Genomic DNA, 18877 nt, shown 5'->3' with positions numbered 1-18877 from the left:
GTGGAGTGGTGCAACGATCTACCAGCCGGAGCGGCGCAACTGTGCGGGGCCGGTGCAACGATGCACCGCATGCTAGGAACGGATTTCACGGCACGTCAAGGGGTTGACGTCGACGAAGTTCTGCTGGACTTTCGGAGGAACCTGATGCATCGTTGCACTGCGACTACGGCAGAAACGCGAGCAGGACACGGGGTGACAGAATGCGCGGGTGGCCGGTGAATTGAGGACGGGTGAGGTGACGATCCAGCAGGTCGCGACCGAGGCGGGCGTCTCGCCGAGCACGGTGTCGAACCTGCTCAACGGGCGCAGTCACCGGATGCTGCCCGAGACCCGGCAACGGATCGAGCGCGCGATCGACAAGCTCGGCTACCGGCCGAACCGGGCCGCTCGGCAACTGCGGACCGGCCGGAACACGACGATCGGACTCGTCGTTCCGTCGGTCGGAAACCCGTTCTGGGGTGCCCTCGCACGCCACCTGGAGTCCGCCGCGCTGGCCGAGGGTTACCACGTTCTGCTCTGCAATTCCGAGCGCGATCCGCGTCGCGAGCGCGACTACGTCGACGAACTGTGGGCCGACGGCGTGCACGGCGTCGTCCTGTGCTCGTCGCTCCCGTCGCTCGAGCATGTGATGCCACTGGTCGAGCGCGGGCTCCAACTGGTCGCCTTCGACCGGACGTCGCAGGCCGGCGATCCGGCCTCGCTGGTGAGCATCAGTGTCGACAACGCGATCGGCAGTCAGTTGGCCACGCAGCACCTGACCGAGCTCGGGCACCGCCGGCTGGCGTTCGTTTCCGGCGCGCTGGCGAGTGTGAACCGCAAGGAGCGGTACCGCGGATTCGCGGCGGCGCTCGAGCAGGCCGGAATCGATCCGGAAAGTTCCGTCCGGGCACCGGTCAAGGGCGACGCGGACGACTTCGGTGACGTCGAGGCGTCCGAGCTGGGTCGCGCGGCCGCCGCCGAGTTGCTGGCCCTGGAGGAACCGCCGACCGGGATCGTCGCGATCAACGACATGTGCGCGCTCGGCGTCTGCCGCGGACTGCGGGACGGCGGGCTCGAGGTGGGCAAGGACGTCTCGGTGGTCGGCTTCGACGACATCGTGCTCGCGGATCTCTACGCACCGACGCTGACCACGGTCCGCCAGCCGATGCGGGAGATGGCCGCGGCGGCCTTCACCCAGCTCCGGGCGCGGCTGGATGATTCCGGCCCGACCCAGGGACAGTCCCTGTTGTTCCGGCCCGAGCTGATCGTTCGCGAGTCCACTGCACCACCGGCCGGGTAGGCGCCGGCCCGTAGAGTGGTGCCCGTGCAACGGATCTCGTCGCGGAACGCTCGTTTCCAGGTCTGGCAGGCGTCGCTCACCAACCGGACCAAGCGGCAGCGGTCCGGCGAGTTCCTGGTCCAGGGCGTGCGGCCGATTTCGGTTGCCGTGGACAACGGCTGGGTGGTGCGGACGGTGATTACCGACGTATCCCGGCCGCTGTCCGGCTGGGCGTCGGAGTTGCTGCAGAAACTTCCCGGTGTCGAACGGGTGGCGATGGCACCGGAGTTGCTGGCCGAGCTCGGCGAGAAACAGGAACCGGAACTGGTCGCCGTACTCGAGTTGCCCGCCGATGATCTGGATCGGATTCCGGTCGGGCCGGACTTTCTCGGTGTGGTGTTCGACCGGCCGACCGGGCCGGGGAACATCGGGTCGATCATCCGATCCGCGGACGCGTTCGGCGCCGGCGGCGTGATCGTCACCGGTCACGCCGCCGACATCTACGACCCGAAGGCGGTCCGCGCGACGACGGGATCGCTGTTCGCGGTTCCCGCCGTCCGCGCGCCGTCACACCGCGAGGTCCTGGACTGGGTACGTCGTTCCGCGGTTCCGATCGCGGTGGTCGGAACCGACGAGCACGGCACGACGGACGTCTACGACTTCGACTTCACGCAGCCGGTGCTGCTGCTGATCGGAAACGAGACCACCGGCCTGAGCACGGCCTGGAAAGAGGCCGCCGACCACCTGGTGCGGATCCCGATCACGGGTTCGGCCAGCTCGCTCAACGCCGCGAACGCAGCGACCGCCGTGCTGTACGAGATTTCCCGCCAGCGGTCACGCCACGCACAGTAGTTCGGCGTGCAGGATGGAAATCCAGCCGTCCGGAGTTTCCGTCCACGTCCGCCACGCCTGCGAGATCGCTTCCAGCCGCTGCTCGGGTACGCCGTCTGCTCGGGCCTGGTCCGCCAGCGCGGACTTCAGGATCCGATCGGCCCACATCCCGCCCCAGAACGCACGGCCCTCCGGTTCGGTGAACGCCCAGGTCGACGTGGTCGCGTCGACCTTCTCGAAGCCGGCCGCGAGCGCCCAGGACAGCAGACGCCGACCGGCGTCGGGCTCGCCACCGTTGGCGCGCGCGAGGCGCTGATAGAGCGCCATCCACTCGTCCAGCTCCGGCAATGCCGGGTACCAGACGAAGCCGTGGTAGTCGGAGTCGCGGACCGCGACGATCCCACCGGGCTTGCAGACCCGCCGCATCTCCCGCAGCGCCTGCACCGGATCCGCGACATGCTGCAACACCTGGTGCGCATGAACGACGTCGTACGTGTCGTCCGGAACGTCCAGCGCGTGCACGTCACCGACAACGAAGTCCACGCCGAGATCCAGGTCCGCGAACGTCGCCTTGGTGATGTCGAGCGCCGCGTCGCTCGCCTCGAGCGCGGTCGTCCGGCCGGGCTCCACCAGTCGCGCCAGGTCGGCCGTGATGGTGCCGGGACCGGCGCCGACGTCGAGCAGCGACATTCCGGGCCGTAGATGCGGGATCAGGTAACCGGCAGAATTTTCCGCCGTCCGCCAGTTGTGCGACCGCAGCACCGACTCGTGATGTCCGTGGGTGTACACGTTGTTCATCGCAGGCTCCTTTGCCCTCCGCCAACGTTCTCCACCGTAGTCCAGGATCTTGAAAAATGAGACATATCGTCTCTGTATGCGAGACGATGGAGATGACCGAATATGGCCAGACCCAACCCCGGCGGCGCGCGAACCTTGAGGTGCTTCGAACCGACCACAGGAGGAAAATCCGATGCTGGCCAAGGTGTTTCCGATCAAGCTCAAGGACGGCAACCAGGCCGCCGCCGAGGCGATCGTGCAGGAGTTCGCGCCGAAAGGCCCGGGAGCCGAGGAAGGCACGTTGTCCTTCCGCGTCTACCGCGACCCGGCGAAGCCGGACTACCTGCTGTTCGTCGAGCACTTCGCGGACCAGGCGGCGTACGACGCGCACACCGGCTCGGCGGTGTACAAGGAACTCATCGCGGGCCGGTTCGCCGACCTGATCGTGGAGTTCGTCGAGATCGACCACGAACTGCTGGTGAGCCTGTGACCACGCAGAACGAGCTGGCGCGGCGGCTGCGCGAACTGCACGGACAGCCGCCGCTCGTGTTGCCGAACGCATGGGACGCCGGATCGGCGCGCGCGATCGAAGCGGCCGGCGCGGCGGCGATCGCGACCACGAGTGCGGGCGTCGCGTGGGCGTACGGTGTCGAGGACGGCGGCCCGCTGGACCGGGCGTCCGCGATCGCGACGATCCGCGCGGTCTGCACGGCGGTCGCGGTCCCGGTGACGGCGGATATCGAGGCCGGGTACGGCGATGTCGAGGGCACGGTCACCGAGGTCATCGAGGCGGGCGCCGTCGGGATCAACCTCGAGGACAGTACGGCGCGCGTCCTCGACGACCCGATGGCGCACGCCGAGCGGATCAGGGCGGCGCGGGCTGCCGCTGTTGCCTCCGGCATCGAACTGGTGATCAACGCGCGGACCGACACGTACCTGTTCGGCGACCGGACCGGCACGATCGAGCGGGCGAAGATCTACGCCGACGCGGGCGCGGATGTGCTGTTCGTCCCGGGCGTGGTCGACGCGGGGATCATCGCGGGGCTGGTGAAGGAGTCGCCGCTGCCGCTGAACGTGATGGTCGGTCCGGGCGCTCCCCCGGTCGCCGAGCTCGCGGACCTCGGCGTGGCGCGGATCAGTGTCGGCCCGGCGATCACGAGTGCGGCGTACGCACTGGCAACGACCGCTGCGAAGGAAATCCTCACCACCGGCACGTACACGGCCTTGACCAGCTAGTGCTCAGGACATTAACCGGCCTCGGCGACGTCGAGTTGCTGGTAGACGGCGGCGAGGGAGCGCCACGGGCGGAGGTGCGCCGACTCGCCGTCGAGGGGCCACGCGTCGCGGGCGCCGAGTCGCAGCGCGATCTCGTGCGCGGCGCGGGAACTCGTGACGGTCTGCAGCGACGGAATCAAACTTTCCGAATCCTCGAGCGTGATGTTGCCGTCGGCCACCGCACGGGCGAGTGGGCCGACCAGCTCGGCTCCCGTCAACGCCTCCGGTCCCGGGAACGCATGCGTCAGACCGTGCCCCAGCCCCGGGACCGCGGCGCCGTACACCTCCACCACCTTGCGCAACACGTCGGTCGCATCAGCGGCCGGCAGCTGATCGCGGACAACAGCTTGTACGGCGACCTCGAACGGACCCCACACGCCGGGCACCCGAACACCGGGCCGCGCCGCGACAAGCGACCCGAACCGCGCGTCTGCCGACAACAGCTTGCGGGCACGGACCGGCTCGCAATCGAGACCGACCAGACGAGCGGCGCGGTCCACGACATGGATCACGCCCTCCCAGAACGGCAAGTGCGCGCGCAGCAGCAGGTGGTCGTCACCGCCCGCGCTCACCTCCAGGACGCCCGGCTCACCGTCCAGCGAGATCGTCCGCCGGTACACGCCGTCCGCGACGGACTCGACGCCCGGGATCGCGCGCGCCCCGAGGTACGCGCACATCGCCTCCCAGTCGTACGGCGGGGTGAACGGCAACCGCAGTACCAGACCACCGTCGGCGACGAGGCGATCGGTGCGACGCCGACGGTCGCGCAGCTCGCGCGGTGCGGCGCGGAAAATTTCCCGCATCGCCCGGTTGAACTGCCGCAGGCTGCCGAAACCGGACGCGAACGCGATGTCCGCGATGCCGAGATCCGTGTCGTCGAGCAGCCGGCGCGCGAAGTGTGCCCGCCGCGACCGCGCGAACTGGTCGGGCGTGACACCGAGGTGCTCGTGGAACATCCGGCGCAGGTGCCGCGCCGACACCCCGAGCCGCGCGCCGAGCGCCTCCTCGCCCGACTCGTCCAGCAGTCCGGTGATGATCAGCTGCACCGCCCGGCAGACCAGCTCGGGCGTCTCGTCGGCCACCGTCCCGGCCACGCGGTACGGACGGCAGCGCAGACAGGCGCGGTACCCGGCGGCCTCCGCCGCGGCCGGCAGCTCGAACGTGCTCACGTTTTCCGCGAGCGGCTTCGCCCCGCACCCGGGCCGGCAGTAGATCCCGGTCGTGCGGACCGCCGAATAAGTCGTCATGTCCCCCACCCCTGTCGTTCGGACCAACGCTAGGCACGCCTGCCGACAGTTCATGACACGCGTCTTACACCGAGCGCCGACCGTCACCGCTAAGGTACGGCGAGTGCAGTCGAAACCGATGCTTGTCGTGGTCAGTGGTCCGCCGGGGACCGGGAAGACGACGCTGGCGCACCGGATCGCCGCCGCGATCGGCTGCCCGGCGATCTGCCGGGACGAGATCAAGGAAGGCATGGCCCACGCCACCCCGGGCTTCGTTCCGGGGCCCGGCGACCCGCTGCAGATGCGGACGCTGTCGACGTTCTTCGACGTCATCGGCCTGCTGATCGGCCGCGGTACGACGGTGGTCGCGGAAGCAGCGTTCCAGGACCGGCTCTGGGCACCGGGGCTCAGCCCGTTGCTCGGCCGTGCGGACATCCGGATCGTGCACTGCACGGTCCCGGCCGAGGTCGCTCTCGAGCGGATCACCGCCCGGTCTGCCAACGATCCGCGGCGGGCCGCGCACGAGGACGCGCAGATCAGCCCCGAGGCCCGGCTGCGGACCCACAACTCGTTCCAGCCGGTCGATCTGCCGGTCCCGGCGATGACCCTGGACACCAGCGGTGAGCCGCCGCTGGACGAGATCGTCGCGTTTCTGTCGCACTGACCTGCCGGACTGCTGTCGCACTGGCCGGAACCGCTGCGCCCAGGAGTTGGACAAGCGTGGTGGACTGTTTCCTGTCGGGATCCGGGTGTTGAGAGGGGCTGGGATGCTGGAGCGGTTCGCGGAGCTGACCACGGCGCATGTCGCGGATGCATGTCTTCGGGCCGGGGTGCCGGTTCGCACGGTGTCGGTGACGGCTGTTGTGGGGACCAAGGTGGCGGGGCGGGTACTGCCGGCTCAGCACGTGGGAAGTGTCGACGTTTTCCTGGAGGCGTTCGAGTCCGCCGCCAAGGGCGACGTACTCGTCGTGGACAACGGTGGCCGGCGGGACGAGGCGTGTGTCGGTGACCTGGTGGCCCTGGAGGCCGAGGCCGCGGGAATCGCCGGGATCGTGATCTGGGGCCTGCACCGGGACACGGTCGACATCACTGCGATCGGGCTGCCGGTGTTCAGCCTCGGGGCGCTACCGACGGGACCGTTGCGGCTCGATCCGCAACCGGCCGATGCGTTGTCGACGGCAAGGATCGGCGAGTGGCCGGTGACCCGTGCGGACATCGTCTTCGCCGATCAGGACGGGGCGATCTTCGTGCCCGCGGACCGGCTGGACGAGCTGCTCGGGCTGGCCGAGTCGATCCGGGACACGGAACGCCGGCAGGCGGAGGAAATCCGGAACGGACGGTCCTTGCGCGCCCAGGTGAGTTTCCGGACATTCCTCGAGAAACGTGCCGCGGATCCGTCGCTGACGTTCCGGCAGCACCTGCGCGCGGTGCGGGGAGCGATCGAGGAGTGAACGCGGCAACGGCAGGGACCTGGCAACTCGGCGATGTCACCGTCAACCGCCTCGGCTTCGGCGCGATGCGGATCACCGCGAACCCGGACCGGTCGGTCGCGATCGCGGTCCTGCGGCGCGCGGTCGAGCTCGGCGTGAATCACATCGACACCGCGGCGTTCTATGTGTCACCAGGCGGGACGCTGCGGGTCGGTGAAGGCGCCAAGCGGTATGCGAACGAACTGATTCGGGAGGCGCTGGCGCCGTACCCCGAGGGTTTGACGATCACCACGAAGGTCGGGCCGGGCGAGGATGCGGCGCGCGGTTTCTACAACGCCACGACGGCCGCGGAACTCCGCGAGCAGGTGGAGACGAACCTGCGGCAGCTCGGCGTCGACTGTCTGGACGTGGCGAACCTGCGGATCATGAACAAGCCCGGCGAGTCGATCGGTGAACGGTTCGGCTGGCTCAGCGAACTCCGCGACGAAGGCCTGGTCCGGCAGCTCGGGATCTCGAACGTCCGTCTCGATCACCTCGAGGAAGCGCTCGCGATCGCGCCGGTCGTGTGCGTGCAGAACAGCTACGCCGTCGACCTGCGCCGCGACGAGGACGAACTGATCCGGTCCTGCGCCGCGCGCGGCATCGCGTACGTCCCGTTCTTCGCGATCGCCGGCTCGGCCCGCGAGTCCGGACCGAGCACCGACCATTCGCACGCCGTCGAGACGATCGCTGCCGACCACGGCGTCACGCCGCAGCAGGTCCGCCTGGCCTGGACGCTGCACCGGTCCCCCAACGTCCTGGCGATTCCGGGCACCGGAAACGTCGCTCACCTCGAGCAGAACGTCGCCGCCGGAGCCCTGCGACTCTCGGAAGCCGAACTCGCCAAGCTGGAGTGATCAGTACCGCGTTTCATCAGCTGATCGCCGCGCGGACCGCCGGTACGATTTCCTGGGACCACCGGGCGAGCTGGACGTCGTACGGCTCGGAACGTCCCGGAAACAGTGTGAAGCCGGCGGCGTTGTGGTTCAGGACCGCGTCGGTGAGTTCCTCGATCCACTGCGCCGGAGAGCCGCCGATCCAGCGACCGTCCTCGTCGCGGGTACTGCGCAGCGGCGCAGCGGTGATCGTGCCGGGGAAGTTGTAGATGGTCGCCACGTCCGACGGTTTCCGGCCGACGGCGAGCGCGGCCTCGTCAATCAGCGGGCGAGACCGGCGGTAGCGGTCACTCAGCCAGTCGGCGGCGCGGCCGGGGATCCAGCCGTCGGCCTGCCGACCCGTGGCGGCAAGCGATTTCGGGCCGTTCGAGCCGGTCCAGATCAGCGGGGCGGGCACCGGCGCCGGGCGGAGCTCACCGATCGGGTAGTGCTTGGTCGGCGCCGGGTGACCGCCGTCGGACAGTCCGTGCACGAGCTGCATGGCTTCCTCGAACGCCTCGACCGCGGCGGCCGGCCGCAGCTCGGGCACGCCCATCGTGGTGATCCGGTCCCAAGCACCGCCGGCGCCGAGACCGAGGATGAAGCGGCCGCCGGAAAGCGCCGACAGTGAGGTTGCCGTCCGGGCGAGCACCGGGGCCGGACGCAGCGGCAGGTTCGTGACGTTGACGAACGCGGACAGCCGCTCGGTGCGACCGAGCAGGAAAGCGATGGCGGCGTACCCGTCGAGCAGATTCGGGACGTACGGGTGGTCGGAGAGGCTCAGATGGTCGAGGCCGTCGCGATCCGCCTGCTGCGCGAACCTCACGATGTCCGCGACATCCCGGACGCTGTCGGGTGATCCGTAGCCGAACCGCACGTTCATGACCCGCTCCTCGAGATAGTTCGATGTCCTAACTAGTAGTAGCACAGAAACTTAGAACCACAAACTATTAGGCCAGCGGACTATCATGGGCCCATGGCGACGACGACGGCCCGGGACCAGGACCTGGCGAGTGCGCTGGTGCAGACGATGCACCGGCTGCAGGACGTGCACGCCGAGAGCAGCCGCCCGCTCGGACTCACCCCGCAGCAGGCCCATCTCCTGTGCGTGCTGCTCACCGGCCCGCTCGGTATGACCGAACTGAGCCGCATCCTGGGCATCGAACGGTCCAGCCTGACCAGCATGGTCGACCGGTTGGAGCGCCGGACGCTCGTCGCGCGGATCCCGAATCCCAGCGACCGGCGGGCGTGCCACATCGAGCTCACCACCGCGGGCAAGGACCTCGCCCACGAGGCCCACGACGCGGTCGTCGCCCGCATCGAGACCCTGACCGCGGACCTACCGCCCGCAACCCGGCGTACCCTCACCACCGCCTTGCAGACCATCGCCGCGCGCACCTGACGGGCAACGCTGCCGACCAGGTCGCGGACCGGCTGGTCAGTCGCGGCGTGGCCACCGGGTCAGCGGCCGGCGTCGCCTGCGGGACCACATCGGCCGGAGTTCCTGACGTGGCGGTGGCGGCGTGGCCAACTCGCTACCGCCTGCCGCCGAACTCCCACGGGTGGACTTCGGCGTCGTCCGCCTCGATCAAGCGCGCGGCGGCCGCTGCGTCCGGGGCTTCCACCAAGGCGGCTCGGCCCACGTGGCGATCGCCGTCGAGAAGGTCGCCGTACAGGATCAGATGGTCCGAGGTGAGCGGCTTCGGGGCGTCCTTGGTGAGGACGAGGAAGCGGCCGTAGCCCTCGACCGCGGTGGTGAACTCCCACATCGTGCGGCCGGTGTGGTCGGCGAAGCGGTAGATGTCGACCGTGTCGAATGCGCCGCCGAGGTAGTACGGCTCGTCGTACACGAAGGTCTTCAGCGCTTCGCCGTCAGGGAGATCGACGATGTGCAGGCTGCCCGTGGACTCCTCACGGTCCTCGGTGAGGGTCGGACCGCGGGCGATCAGCTCCGCGGCGTACCCGTCCATGAAGGCCCAGTGTTCCTCGGTCAACCGGGCCTTCACCGCGCCGGAACCGGAGCGGTCCCGGCCGTGGACGAAGTACCGCGTCACGCCCCGGCGGCCAGGTGCAGCCGGAGGATCGTGTCGTAATCGACGACCTCGACACCGGCGGTCGGCGGGACCGGCTCCTGGCTCGCGACGATCACGAGCTGCCGCGGGTCGGTCACGTCGACGTCGTACTTCGACTTCACCTGGGAACGCTGCTCCGGGTTCGCGAGGTACTCCGCGGCGCGCGCGAGCTCGGCGGCGCTGTCCTGGACCGGCGTACGGAACACGCGGCGGCGCTTCTTCCCGTTGACCGTGTCGACGACCGGGAGCTCCAGCCGGCCGACGATGTGGCTGCCGTCCGCGCGCTCGAGAATGAAGTCGGGGTGCGTGTCGCCGAGCGCCGGCTGCCGGACGAGCTTCGTGGCGCCGAGCGCGGACAGCAGGATGCTCTCGTGCTTGTCGAGGAACTCGTCGACGGTCGAGTCCTGCAGGCCGTGCGCGAGGTACGTGCTCTCGAACGCGTCGGCCTTCAGCGTTTCCGCGTCGACCGGCAGGCTGATCGTGCCGGCCGGGTCCAGGTGCGGCTGGGAGCTGGTGTAGCTGCGCAGGAAATCGAGGTACTTGTCGGCCGGCTCCGAGCGGTGGATGGCCAGCGCGAAGAACACCCAGTGCGCCCGCAGCGAGTCACCCGCGGTGTGCACGAGCAGCGCCCGGTCGAAGGTCGTGTAGTTGCCGGGCGCGAACCGCAGCAGTTCCTCCGCCGGTCCGACGACCTCGTTGCCGAGCATGTTCGCGGCGGTCGGGAAACGCTCGTCCAGCGCTTGCCGTCCGGCCTGGGTGGCGATCGTGGCGTCCTTGAACCAGTTCTCGCCTTCGAGGTTCGCGACCACGGTGCCGCCGTCGCCGAGCCCGAAGTACTCCTCGACGCTCGCCAGTTTCTGCCGGCGTACTTCGAGGCTCCGGTACTCGCGGCTCAGCCCGACGAGCTCGAGGATGTTCCAGTCCGGCGTCTCGGTCAGCACCATCATCCGCGGAAACAGCATCGGCCCCGGCAGCTCGGTCCGATGGCTCACCGGCAGATGCCCGGCCACACCCTTCAGGTGCTCGCCCCAGAACTGCCCGTTGACCTTCACGAACTCGGTGGGTTTCATCCTCCGGCCTTTCCTCAACACTCCGACGTAGCACGCAACCCGCGTCGCTCCCGCCCTTATTCCCGGACCCCAACCGTACGATGCCGTCACCATCTCCACGGCCCTGACCCTCGGCACCCTCGACACCCGCAGCCGGCCGCGCCAGCGCCCGAGGCTTGCTCACCCGGGCCGCCCGGGTGAGACTGCCGAGATGTCTCCAGATCGCGTAGCCGCCGCCCGCCGCTGGGTTGAAGCGCTGGAGCGGATGGACGTTCCAGCAGCCAATGCGGTCAGCGGTCTCGACGGATGGGATCCGGGTCCGTGGATCGCCGGGACGTGGCGGCCGAGGCTGGAGGAGTTCGCGGGTTCGGACCGGACGCTGACCGACGCACGGCAGGTCAACGATCACCTGATCCGGGTTGTCCTGAACGGCGACCGTGGACAGGCATTCGTCAGCGTGGTGCTCGACGAAGGCGCCAAGGTCGTCGGCACCTCGGTCGACCCCGACGAACAGGACGCACGGTTCTGGGTCGTCGTCGGCTGTCCCGACGAGCGGGAGGACGAGCTCCGCGCGTTCTACACGAAGCTCTGCCACGGACAGGTCGCACCAGGCGAGGGCGCGATGCGTCCGCCGCGCTGGCGCGACGGTGATCGACCGACGCAGATCCATCTCGACGTGCTCGTCGCGGACCTCGACGCGGCCGAGCACGCCGTACTCGAGAACGGGGCGACGAAGCTGGAGGAGTTTCCCGGCCGGCGCGTGTACGCCGACCCGGTCGGCCATCCGTTCTGTCTTTATCCCGGCCTCACCGAACCCACGGACCGGCTCGGCACGCTCATCCGCGTGGTGATCGACTGCGCCGACCCCTCACCACTCGCGCGATTCTGGGGCGGCGTACTGGACATGCCGCGTACGGTCGAGAACTCTCCCGACCGGATCGTGATCGCCCGCGACGACGGCCGGCTCCCGATGATCGCCCTGCAGCGCGTCCCCGGCTATCGGCCACCGCGCTGGCCCGACCCTGCCGCTCCGCCGCAGATGCACTTCGACGTCGGCGTCGACGACCGCGCCGCGAAGGAACGCCTCGCGCTCGAGCTCGGCGGGACGATGCTCCCGCCCCAGGGCGGCAGCTGCCCCGTGTACGCCGACCCGGCCGGCCACCCGTTCTGCCTTTGCTACAAGGGCGAATAGCCGAGATCACCACACCAGGCTGCTGAACCACCCAGCGCCGTCCCGAGGAAAATGGATTGTCCCGGGTACGGCGTTCGCGTTGGCTGGGCGGCATGGCTGAACTGCAGACCGATCGCCTCGTGCTCCGTCGATGGCGGGACTCCGACCTCGAACCGTGGGCCGCGATGAACGCCGATCCCGAGGTGCGGGAGCACCTGGGCGATCTGCTCACCCGCGAACAGAGCGATGCCTCCGTGGCGCGGTTCCAGGCCGAGTTCGACGAACGCGGCTACGGATGGTGGGCGGTTCAGGTGCGAACCACGGGCGAGTTCATCGGCTTCGCGGGCTTGGACCCGGTGGATGACGGTATGCCGTTCGAGGGCGTGGAGATCGGCTGGCGGCTCGCCCGCTCGGCCTGGGGGCACGGTTACGCCACCGAGGCCGCCCGGGCCAGCCTGGCCTTCGGCTTCGAGACGCTCGAACTCTCCGAGATCCTCGCCGTCACGACTGCCACCAACCTCCGGTCCCAGGCAGTGATGCGCCGGATCGGCATGACCCGGGACCCGGCCGACGACTTCGACGACCCGACCGAGCCCGAAGGCCCGCTGCGTCCGAACGTTCTGTACCGAATCGAGCGCAGCGCGAGAGCCTGACCCGCGGGCCGAACCCCGGGTACGACAGTGGCCCGCGAGCTGCGTTTCCGCAGGTCACGGGCCACTTCTCACACGCGTGGCGGGTGCAGGGTTCGAACCTGCGTAGGCATACGCCGACAGATTTACAGTCTGCTCCCTTTGGCCGCTCGGGCAACCCGCCAGGGTGGCTGCCGGTTCGTGAACCGGCGTGGGAGACGATACAACAGGTAGTGGCCCTGACAGCAAATCGGAAAGGAAGTGCCCATGGCTTCGGAGTCCTCCTTCGACATCGTGAACAAGGTGGACCGTCAGGAGGTGGACAACGCCGTGAACCAGGCGGCGAAGGAGATCAGCCAGCGGTTCGACTTCAAGAACGTGGACGCCGGGATCAAGTGGTCCGGCGACGCGATCGACATGCAGGCGAACACCGAGGAGCGGGTGAGCGCCGTCCTGGACGTGTTCAAGGACAAGCTGGTGAAGCGGCAGATCTCGCTCAAGGGGCTGGAGGCCGACGAGCCGAAGCTGTCCGGGAAGATCTACAAGATCAACGCGACGATCGACGCCGGGATCACGCAGGAGAACGCGAAGAAGATCTCGAAGCTGATCCGCGACGAGGGCCCGAAGGGGGTCAAGGCGCAGATCCAGGGCGACGAACTGCGGGTGTCCAGCAAGAGCCGTGACGACCTGCAGGCGGTCCAGGCGCTGATCAAGGGCCAGGACTACGACTTCGCGGTCCAGTTCGTGAACTACCGCTGACCCCGAGCACCCCACAGCAGCCGGCCGGCCCGGTAATCGGCTCGCCACCCGGGCCGGTGGCCGGGCATGCTGGCGGGCGTGGGTGACACGTTGCTGCGGAAGTGGTTGCTGGCGGACTTCGGGCTCGAGGTGGTGGAGCTCACACCGGTCGCGCACGGGGCGGACGTCGCCGCGCAGGTCTGGAAGATGAGTACGGCGACCAACGCGTACGCCGTGAAGTGGAGCGGTGCGGGTACGAACACGGGTCATCAGGTCGCGGCGTTCCTGGCGGACAGCGGTCTGCCCGGCGTACCGGAGATGATCCGGACCACCGAGGGTGGGCTGTGGACGTTCCACGGGGCCAAGAAGCGGTTGACGGTCACGCCGTGGATCGACGGTGTGCGCGCGGCGGACACCGGGCTGACGGACGAGCAGTGGGCGGAGTACGGCGTACTGCTGCGGCGGGTGCATGACTCGGAGCCGCCGGCGCGGTTGCGGGACGCGTTGCCGAAACACAGTCATATCGACGCGCGGACGCCGGCGCTGGCCGAGGAGGTCCGCACGCGACTCGAGACTCCCGAGGGAGACGTCGAGGAGGAGCTGGCCGCGGTGTGGAAGCAGTACGACGAGGTCATCGCGGACCTGCTCACCAATCGCCCGCCGGCACCGAGTGGGCCGCGGGTCGTGTGTCACGGAGATCCGCACATCGGCAACGTCCTGGTCGACGACGCTCTGCATTTGATCGACTGGGACGACGTGATCTACGCGCCGCGGGAGCAGGACCTGATGTTCATGCTCGGCGGAATGGGCGACGTCGGCCCCACCACCCCCGGCCAGCTGCAGGCTTTTCTCGCGGGATACGGCCCCCACGACATCGACGAGGAGGCAGTCCGCTACTACCGCCACGTCCGAGCCTTCGAAGACGTCATCGGCTGGTCCCACCAGGCCCTCACCGGCCCCGACGAGCCCTACTGCCTCGAAGTAACCAGAGGCATCCTCAGCACCGGCCTAGCCGCCCTCGCAGTCGCGTAGCCCGCTAGGCGTGGCGGAGCCAGATGTTGGGTTCCGTGTAGGTGCCGGTGTTGGATTCGCGGTTGATTTCCAGGGTGGTGAGGCCGGCGGGGATGGTGTAGGTGCCGGTGGTGGGGAAGGGCATCTTGGTCCACTGTTCCCAGTCGGCGACGGTGCCGGTCATGGTTTGGGAGGCGGGGGCCGGGGCGAGGAGGGTGGCGCCGAGGCGGACGTGGGTGCGGAGCCAGGGGTCGAGGGGGAGGCCGTCGTCGCGGGTCCAGGTCATGAAGGTCTCGATCGGCGTCAACGGGTAGCTCGACTTCAACGTCGGGCGGACGGGCGCGATGACCTGCGGCAGACCGCCGGCGACGGCGCGGTCGCGGACGGCGGTGATGACGCGGCCCGCATGACCCTGCCCCTGCTCGTCGGAACGGACAGCGGCCGCCATCAGTACGAAGGTGTTCGGTACGACGCCCGCCTCGTACCCCGTCACCGAACGCGCCAGCGAGTCGGTGAACCCACCGGGCAGGTCCGCCACCGTCCCGTCCCACGCGATCGGCACGCCCCAGCACCCGGCGATCAGCCGATCGTCCGACGACACCAGGTAGAACTCCCACTCCGGGAAGTACTGCACGCGCCGCTCGCGCCACCGCCCCACCTCGACGTCGTGGAAGATGAACTCCGGCCACTCCTCGCTGAAGCGCTGCTCAGCCTCTTCGTCGTACTGCGGACCGTCGGCGACCGGGATCAGTTCGTACATGTCCCGAACGCTAACCCTGCACCCCGGTCACGGTCATGGCATGACGGACCGACCGCGGCGACGCGCCCAGCTCCCGCCGGCACGTCTTGTTGAACGCCTGCAGGTCCGGTACCCCCACCGACGCGGCGATCGCCGGGATCGACAGCGTCGACGACACGAGCAGGTGCCGGGCGCGCGCCATCCGGCGGGTCCGGACGTACGCGATCACGGTCTGCCCGGTCTCGGCCTGGAACAGCCGGGTCAGATGGTTGTGCGAAACGCCGGCCAACCGGGCCAGCTCGGGAACCGCGAGCGGCTGCGCGAGGTTGGCCTCGATGTGCGCGATCGCGGTGGCCACCGCCGGGTGACCGGCTTCCTGGGCGGCCGGCGTCAGTTCGGCGATCCGCCAGAGCGCGGTCCACACCTCCGCGGTGGTGCGGGCCGACCCGGACGGGGAGGACTCGATCGCGGATCGCAGCAACCGCGACAGCAGCGGCGCCGCGTCGCCCGCGTCCTGGACCACCGGAAGGTACGACGGCTCTCCCAGCTCGACCGGCCGGAAATGCGCGTACAGATGTTCGGAACGGCCGCGGTAGTCGAACTGCACCTGCGTTCCGGCCGGCGTCAGCGAGACGTACCCGGGCGCTACGGAATACGTCGTACCGAGCAGGGTCAGTTCGGCGGAGTAGTTGTACAGGTGCAGCTGCCAGAGGTCCGGCAACCGGAAGACGTCGCGCAGCTTGCGCACCCCGTGGATCCCGGCGCCGGCGTTCAGCACCTCCGGCGGGGTCTGCAGGTGGAGAGCGATCACGGTGAAAATTTACCACCAGTAGTGATCACAACCCACGCGAGACAACGACGGACAACCGCAGAATGGAGGAGTAGTGACCACTACCGCGAACAGGGAGTCTCCATGCCCCATCCGCATCGCAAGCATCTGCTCACCTCCGTCCAGGTGGCGCATTTCGTCGCGACCGGCGCGCTCCGGATGGACGCCGTCGTACCGGACGAGATGAACCAGCAGGCGATCGAGGTCCTGAAGAACGGCATTCCGGGGGTTCCGTACGGCACCCCGCTGTCGGAGGCGTTCGTGGACAGCGAGTTCGTCCAGCGGCTGGTGCAACTGCCCGAGGTGGCCGGCGCGATCCACAGTCTGGTCGGCCCGGAGCCGACCGTGGACCACCACGCGGTCCACATCCGCAAGGCGCACGAGGGCGAGGCGCAGAACCTGCACGGTGACGCGATCATCGACGTCCGCACCGACGCCTTCGATGTCCAGCTGATGTACTACCCGCAGGACGTGACGCTCGAGATGGGCGGGACGCTCAGCGTTCCCGGCAGCCACCTGCGCCGGACCAACGAGTCCGACACCGGCCGCTACCAGAACCTGCTCGGCCAGACCCGGCTGGTCTGCCCGGCCGGAACCGTCCAGTTCCTGCACCACGGCATCTGGCACGGCGGCCGCAAGAACGACAGCGACATCGACCGCTACATGTTCAAGATCCGGTTCAACCCGACCGTCCGTCAGGTCCGGCTGTGGAACACCGACGACCTGTACGACGAGGCGGTCGCGGCCGAACTGGAGCAGAACTTCCCGTGGTACGAGAACGCCACCGGCCGGCTGGAGCGGTACAACCGCATCCTGCTGTGGCGCGCCCTCAGCGGCGACGACACCTACGACCCGAACTACTGGGTCACCCGCGTGTCCAACCGCCCGCAGCGCGTGGTGGCCGACCGCGTCAACAACCCGCACGCCGCCGGTAAGAAGGAGATGGCATGACCGCGACCGCCGAGAACCCCCTGCAGACCGGCCTGCGGCAGAAGGTGCTGGTGCTCTACCTGGCCTCGTCCGCGCTGGACGCGCGGACGGTCGGCTGGTCGGAGTACGACGGAACCGGCGCGACGCACCCCACCACGGGTGACGGCGACGAGCCGCCGTACGCGACCGGCCTCGACGCGCTCAAGGACGGCTGGCGGCTGTTCCAGGCGTCGCAGCTGAACCCGCCGTACCCGGGGCACGAGTACGACACCTCGTTCCTCAAGCACGAGTTCTTCTTCGAGAAGCTCGTCTGACACCCGGACCTGCGCCACTCGGCAACCCACGCCACAGCCCGCCGGCCCGGCGGCGCTGAGCGTGCCGCCTCGCCGGCGGCGGAGGTTGGTGAGTGGTGCAGGTCCGCGTCGCGTTCAGACCGGGAGGATGCAGACCGGCTTCGGCCAGCTGACGGGGTCGCCCTCCTGCGTCAGGCGGCCGTCGTCGACGGTGAACGTGGCGATCTGGCCGGAGCGCTCGTTCGCGGCGTACAGCGTGTTCCCGTTGGCGCCGAAGGCGAGGTGCCGCGGCCAGTCGCCGCCTGACGAGATGGTCTGCACCAACTCGACGCCGAGCCCGTCGGCGGCGATCGCGAACACCGCGATCGTGTTGTCGCCGCGGTTCGAGCCGTACAGGAAGCGGCCGTCCGCGGAGATCAGCAGTTCCGCCGGAAAATTCTCGCCGGGCGAGTCGGCCGGCCGGGTCGACGCGGTCTGCACGATCTGCAGCTTCCCCTCGGCGTAGTTGCAGACGGTCAGCGTCGAGTCGAGCTCGTTGATCACGTACGCCGCGCCCGCGCCCGGGTGGAACACCATGTGCCGCGGGCCGGCGCCCGGGTGGATGTGCAGCCGGTCGACCTCGGCGAGCTGACCGTCCGAGCTCAGTGTCGACGAGTAGACCGTGTCGGATCCGAGGTCGATGTCGAACACGTACGCACCGGCCGGGTCGAACGCGATCTGGTGCGCGTGCGGACCCTCCTGCCGCTCCTTGTTCGGGCCGGATCCTTCCCGCTGCAGGTACTGCGTCGCGTCGCCGAGGGCACCGTTGTCGTTGATCGGGTGGATCGCGATCGACCCGGACGTGTAGTTCGCGGACAGCAGGTACCGGCCCGAGGGGTCGATGTCGAGGTGGCACGGGTGCATGCCGTTCGTGGGCTGCTGGTTCAGCAGCTCGAGCCCGTTGTCGGGCTGGATCGCGAACGCCGCGACCTGACCGCCCTCCTCCTCGTTCGTGGCGTACAGGAAGCGCCCGTCCGCGGACCTGACCAGGAACGACGGGTCGACGGTGGTCACCACCGGCTCGATCGCGTCCAGTGGCCCGAACGCGATCCCGTCCCCACCACCGGGCTGACTGGTGTAGCTCCCGACATAGATCCGCTCAGAGGTCATGGCCATACATTGCCAGGTCAGCGGCCGACGGGCACTCCCCTGTCCAGACCGTAGAGCGACGAGCCCCAGCCGAGATCCGGCACGAGCACCTGCCAGCCCATCCGCCGGTACAGCCGCGGCGCCGGACGGTCGTCGACATACGTCGTGAGCAACGCCTTGCGGTGTGGGAGGTCGAGCATCAGCTCCCCCATCAGCGCGGTCCCCAGGCAGCGGCCCTGGGCGCCGGGGACGACCGCGAGCTCGACGACCTCGAAGTGCCCGCCGATCCATTCCGCCGCGAGCTCGGCGCTGACGGCCTGCGCGACCCGATCCGGCCACCACTGACCACGCTGCCCGGTGAACCCGTACGCGAAGCCGGCCACCGCACCGTCGACCTGCGCGGTGACCAGCTTGAAGTCGTCGCGGGCGGCGTGCGCCGGCAGCTGCTCGGCCGCGAAGGCGGCGCCGTCGGACTGTGTGTCTTCGTACCCAGGCGCACCGAAGGCCGCGCCGAACACCTCGCCGAGTTGGTCGGCGATATCGATAGCTGCCACTCCGTCGAGAACGTCGATCACGC

The 18877-nt window shown here is 69.1% G+C and carries 23 protein-coding genes and 1 tRNA gene; 14 read left to right on the top strand and 10 right to left on the bottom strand.

What is annotated here, in order from left to right; translation table 11 throughout:
* Positions 1–208: 208 nt before the first annotated feature.
* Positions 209–1279: a LacI family DNA-binding transcriptional regulator gene (locus tag ACFYRH_RS10005; protein ID WP_387771020.1), complete on the top strand. Its 1071-nt coding sequence runs from the start codon at positions 209–211 to the stop codon at positions 1277–1279.
* Positions 1280–1303: 24 nt separating this feature from the next.
* Positions 1304–2110, top strand: a complete 807-nt coding sequence (locus ACFYRH_RS10000; protein ID WP_387771017.1) for a TrmH family RNA methyltransferase — start codon at positions 1304–1306, stop codon at positions 2108–2110.
* Here ACFYRH_RS10000 and ACFYRH_RS09995 read toward each other — a convergent pair.
* Positions 2093–2887 carry a class I SAM-dependent methyltransferase gene (locus ACFYRH_RS09995; protein ID WP_387771014.1) on the bottom strand — a complete coding sequence of 265 codons (795 nt, stop codon included), beginning with the start codon at positions 2885–2887 and terminating at the stop codon, positions 2093–2095. The two genes, ACFYRH_RS10000 and ACFYRH_RS09995, sit on opposite strands and share 18 nt — an antisense overlap.
* Positions 2888–3059: 172 nt before the next feature.
* On the opposite strand from ACFYRH_RS09995, the gene ACFYRH_RS09990 reads away from it, so the two are divergent.
* Entirely contained in the window at positions 3060–3356 is a 297-nt protein-coding gene (locus tag ACFYRH_RS09990) for a putative quinol monooxygenase (RefSeq protein WP_387771011.1), read from the top strand.
* Positions 3353–4102 carry an isocitrate lyase/phosphoenolpyruvate mutase family protein gene (locus ACFYRH_RS09985; RefSeq protein ID WP_387771008.1) on the top strand — a complete coding sequence of 250 codons (750 nt, stop codon included), beginning with the start codon at positions 3353–3355 and terminating at the stop codon, positions 4100–4102. Before ACFYRH_RS09990 ends, ACFYRH_RS09985 begins: the two co-directional genes overlap by 4 nt.
* A gap of 11 nt (positions 4103–4113) precedes the next feature.
* Here ACFYRH_RS09985 and ACFYRH_RS09980 read toward each other — a convergent pair whose 3' ends face one another.
* The gene (locus ACFYRH_RS09980; protein WP_387771006.1) at positions 4114–5388 is read right to left on the bottom strand and encodes an AlkA N-terminal domain-containing protein; all 1275 of its coding nucleotides are present in this window, start codon (positions 5386–5388) and stop codon (positions 4114–4116) included.
* Positions 5389–5491: 103 nt separating this feature from the next.
* Here ACFYRH_RS09980 and ACFYRH_RS09975 point away from each other — a divergent pair, with 103 nt between their 5' ends.
* The 3 genes from ACFYRH_RS09975 (at position 5492) to ACFYRH_RS09965 (ending at position 7693) form a co-directional block, all read left to right on the top strand.
* Positions 5492–6031, top strand: a complete 540-nt coding sequence (locus tag ACFYRH_RS09975; protein ID WP_387771003.1) for an AAA family ATPase — start codon at positions 5492–5494, stop codon at positions 6029–6031.
* Positions 6032–6134: 103 nt separating this feature from the next.
* Positions 6135–6818, top strand: a complete 684-nt coding sequence (locus ACFYRH_RS09970; RefSeq protein ID WP_387771000.1) for an RraA family protein — start codon at positions 6135–6137, stop codon at positions 6816–6818.
* Positions 6815–7693 (top strand): aldo/keto reductase, encoded by an 879-nt coding sequence (locus tag ACFYRH_RS09965; protein WP_387770997.1) that lies wholly within the window; start codon positions 6815–6817, stop codon positions 7691–7693. Before ACFYRH_RS09970 ends, ACFYRH_RS09965 begins: the two co-directional genes overlap by 4 nt.
* Before the next feature lie 16 nt (positions 7694–7709).
* Here the strand turns inward: ACFYRH_RS09965 and ACFYRH_RS09960 are convergent, their stop codons facing one another.
* Complete coding sequence (locus ACFYRH_RS09960; RefSeq protein WP_387770994.1) at positions 7710–8594, bottom strand: LLM class flavin-dependent oxidoreductase; 885 nt, start codon at positions 8592–8594, stop codon at positions 7710–7712.
* Positions 8595–8687: 93 nt separating this feature from the next.
* On the opposite strand from ACFYRH_RS09960, the gene ACFYRH_RS09955 reads away from it, so the two are divergent.
* Positions 8688–9113 carry a MarR family winged helix-turn-helix transcriptional regulator gene (locus ACFYRH_RS09955; protein WP_387770991.1) on the top strand — a complete coding sequence of 142 codons (426 nt, stop codon included), beginning with the start codon at positions 8688–8690 and terminating at the stop codon, positions 9111–9113.
* 133 nt (positions 9114–9246) lie between these two features.
* Here the strand turns inward: ACFYRH_RS09955 and ACFYRH_RS09950 are convergent, their stop codons facing one another.
* Positions 9247–9765, bottom strand: a complete 519-nt coding sequence (locus ACFYRH_RS09950; RefSeq protein ID WP_387770988.1) for a YciI family protein — start codon at positions 9763–9765, stop codon at positions 9247–9249.
* On the bottom strand, positions 9762–10853 hold the full coding sequence (locus ACFYRH_RS09945; protein WP_387770985.1) for a hypothetical protein: 1092 nt from the start codon (positions 10851–10853) through the stop codon (positions 9762–9764). The genes ACFYRH_RS09950 and ACFYRH_RS09945 overlap by 4 nt, the downstream gene beginning before the upstream one ends.
* Before the next feature lie 190 nt (positions 10854–11043).
* Between ACFYRH_RS09945 and ACFYRH_RS09940 the strand changes: the two genes are divergently transcribed.
* Positions 11044–12024 carry a VOC family protein gene (locus ACFYRH_RS09940; RefSeq protein WP_387770982.1) on the top strand — a complete coding sequence of 327 codons (981 nt, stop codon included), beginning with the start codon at positions 11044–11046 and terminating at the stop codon, positions 12022–12024.
* 92 nt (positions 12025–12116) lie between these two features.
* Positions 12117–12656, top strand: a complete 540-nt coding sequence (locus ACFYRH_RS09935; protein ID WP_387770979.1) for a GNAT family N-acetyltransferase — start codon at positions 12117–12119, stop codon at positions 12654–12656.
* Positions 12657–12733: 77 nt separating this feature from the next.
* Here the strand turns inward: ACFYRH_RS09935 and ACFYRH_RS09930 are convergent.
* Positions 12734–12816 (bottom strand) — tRNA-Tyr (locus ACFYRH_RS09930).
* Between the two features lie 83 nt (positions 12817–12899).
* Here ACFYRH_RS09930 and ACFYRH_RS09925 point away from each other — a divergent pair.
* On the top strand, positions 12900–13391 hold the full coding sequence (locus ACFYRH_RS09925; RefSeq protein WP_387770976.1) for a YajQ family cyclic di-GMP-binding protein: 492 nt from the start codon (positions 12900–12902) through the stop codon (positions 13389–13391).
* Positions 13392–13469: 78 nt separating this feature from the next.
* Positions 13470–14402, top strand: a complete 933-nt coding sequence (locus ACFYRH_RS09920) for a phosphotransferase enzyme family protein (protein WP_387770973.1) — start codon at positions 13470–13472, stop codon at positions 14400–14402.
* Positions 14403–14406: 4 nt separating this feature from the next.
* On the opposite strand, the gene ACFYRH_RS09915 is transcribed toward ACFYRH_RS09920, so the two are convergent.
* Together ACFYRH_RS09915 and ACFYRH_RS09910 are read right to left on the bottom strand one after the other, a co-directional pair.
* Complete coding sequence (locus tag ACFYRH_RS09915; RefSeq protein ID WP_387770970.1) at positions 14407–15141, bottom strand: hypothetical protein; 735 nt, start codon at positions 15139–15141, stop codon at positions 14407–14409.
* Positions 15142–15151: 10 nt separating this feature from the next.
* Positions 15152–15931 (bottom strand): helix-turn-helix domain-containing protein, encoded by a 780-nt coding sequence (locus ACFYRH_RS09910; protein ID WP_387770967.1) that lies wholly within the window; start codon positions 15929–15931, stop codon positions 15152–15154.
* Between the two features lie 102 nt (positions 15932–16033).
* On the opposite strand from ACFYRH_RS09910, the gene ACFYRH_RS09905 reads away from it, so the two are divergent.
* Both ACFYRH_RS09905 and ACFYRH_RS09900 read left to right on the top strand, forming a co-directional pair.
* The gene (locus ACFYRH_RS09905) at positions 16034–16900 is read left to right on the top strand and encodes a phytanoyl-CoA dioxygenase family protein (protein ID WP_387770964.1); all 867 of its coding nucleotides are present in this window, start codon (positions 16034–16036) and stop codon (positions 16898–16900) included.
* Complete coding sequence (locus ACFYRH_RS09900) at positions 16897–17193, top strand: hypothetical protein (RefSeq protein WP_387770961.1); 297 nt, start codon at positions 16897–16899, stop codon at positions 17191–17193. Before ACFYRH_RS09905 ends, ACFYRH_RS09900 begins: the two co-directional genes overlap by 4 nt.
* A gap of 114 nt (positions 17194–17307) precedes the next feature.
* On the opposite strand, the gene ACFYRH_RS09895 is transcribed toward ACFYRH_RS09900, so the two are convergent.
* Positions 17308–18321 (bottom strand): lactonase family protein, encoded by a 1014-nt coding sequence (locus ACFYRH_RS09895; protein WP_387770958.1) that lies wholly within the window; start codon positions 18319–18321, stop codon positions 17308–17310.
* A 17-nt stretch (positions 18322–18338) separates the two neighbouring features.
* Positions 18339–18875 (bottom strand): GNAT family N-acetyltransferase, encoded by a 537-nt coding sequence (locus ACFYRH_RS09890; RefSeq protein ID WP_387770955.1) that lies wholly within the window; start codon positions 18873–18875, stop codon positions 18339–18341.
* Positions 18876–18877 lie beyond the last annotated feature (2 nt).

It is taken from the genome of Kribbella sp. NPDC004875, assembly GCF_042873375.1.
Taxonomy (GTDB): Bacteria; Actinomycetota; Actinomycetes; order Propionibacteriales; family Kribbellaceae; genus Kribbella.
This window is presented reverse-complemented; position numbering and strand designations above follow the sequence as displayed.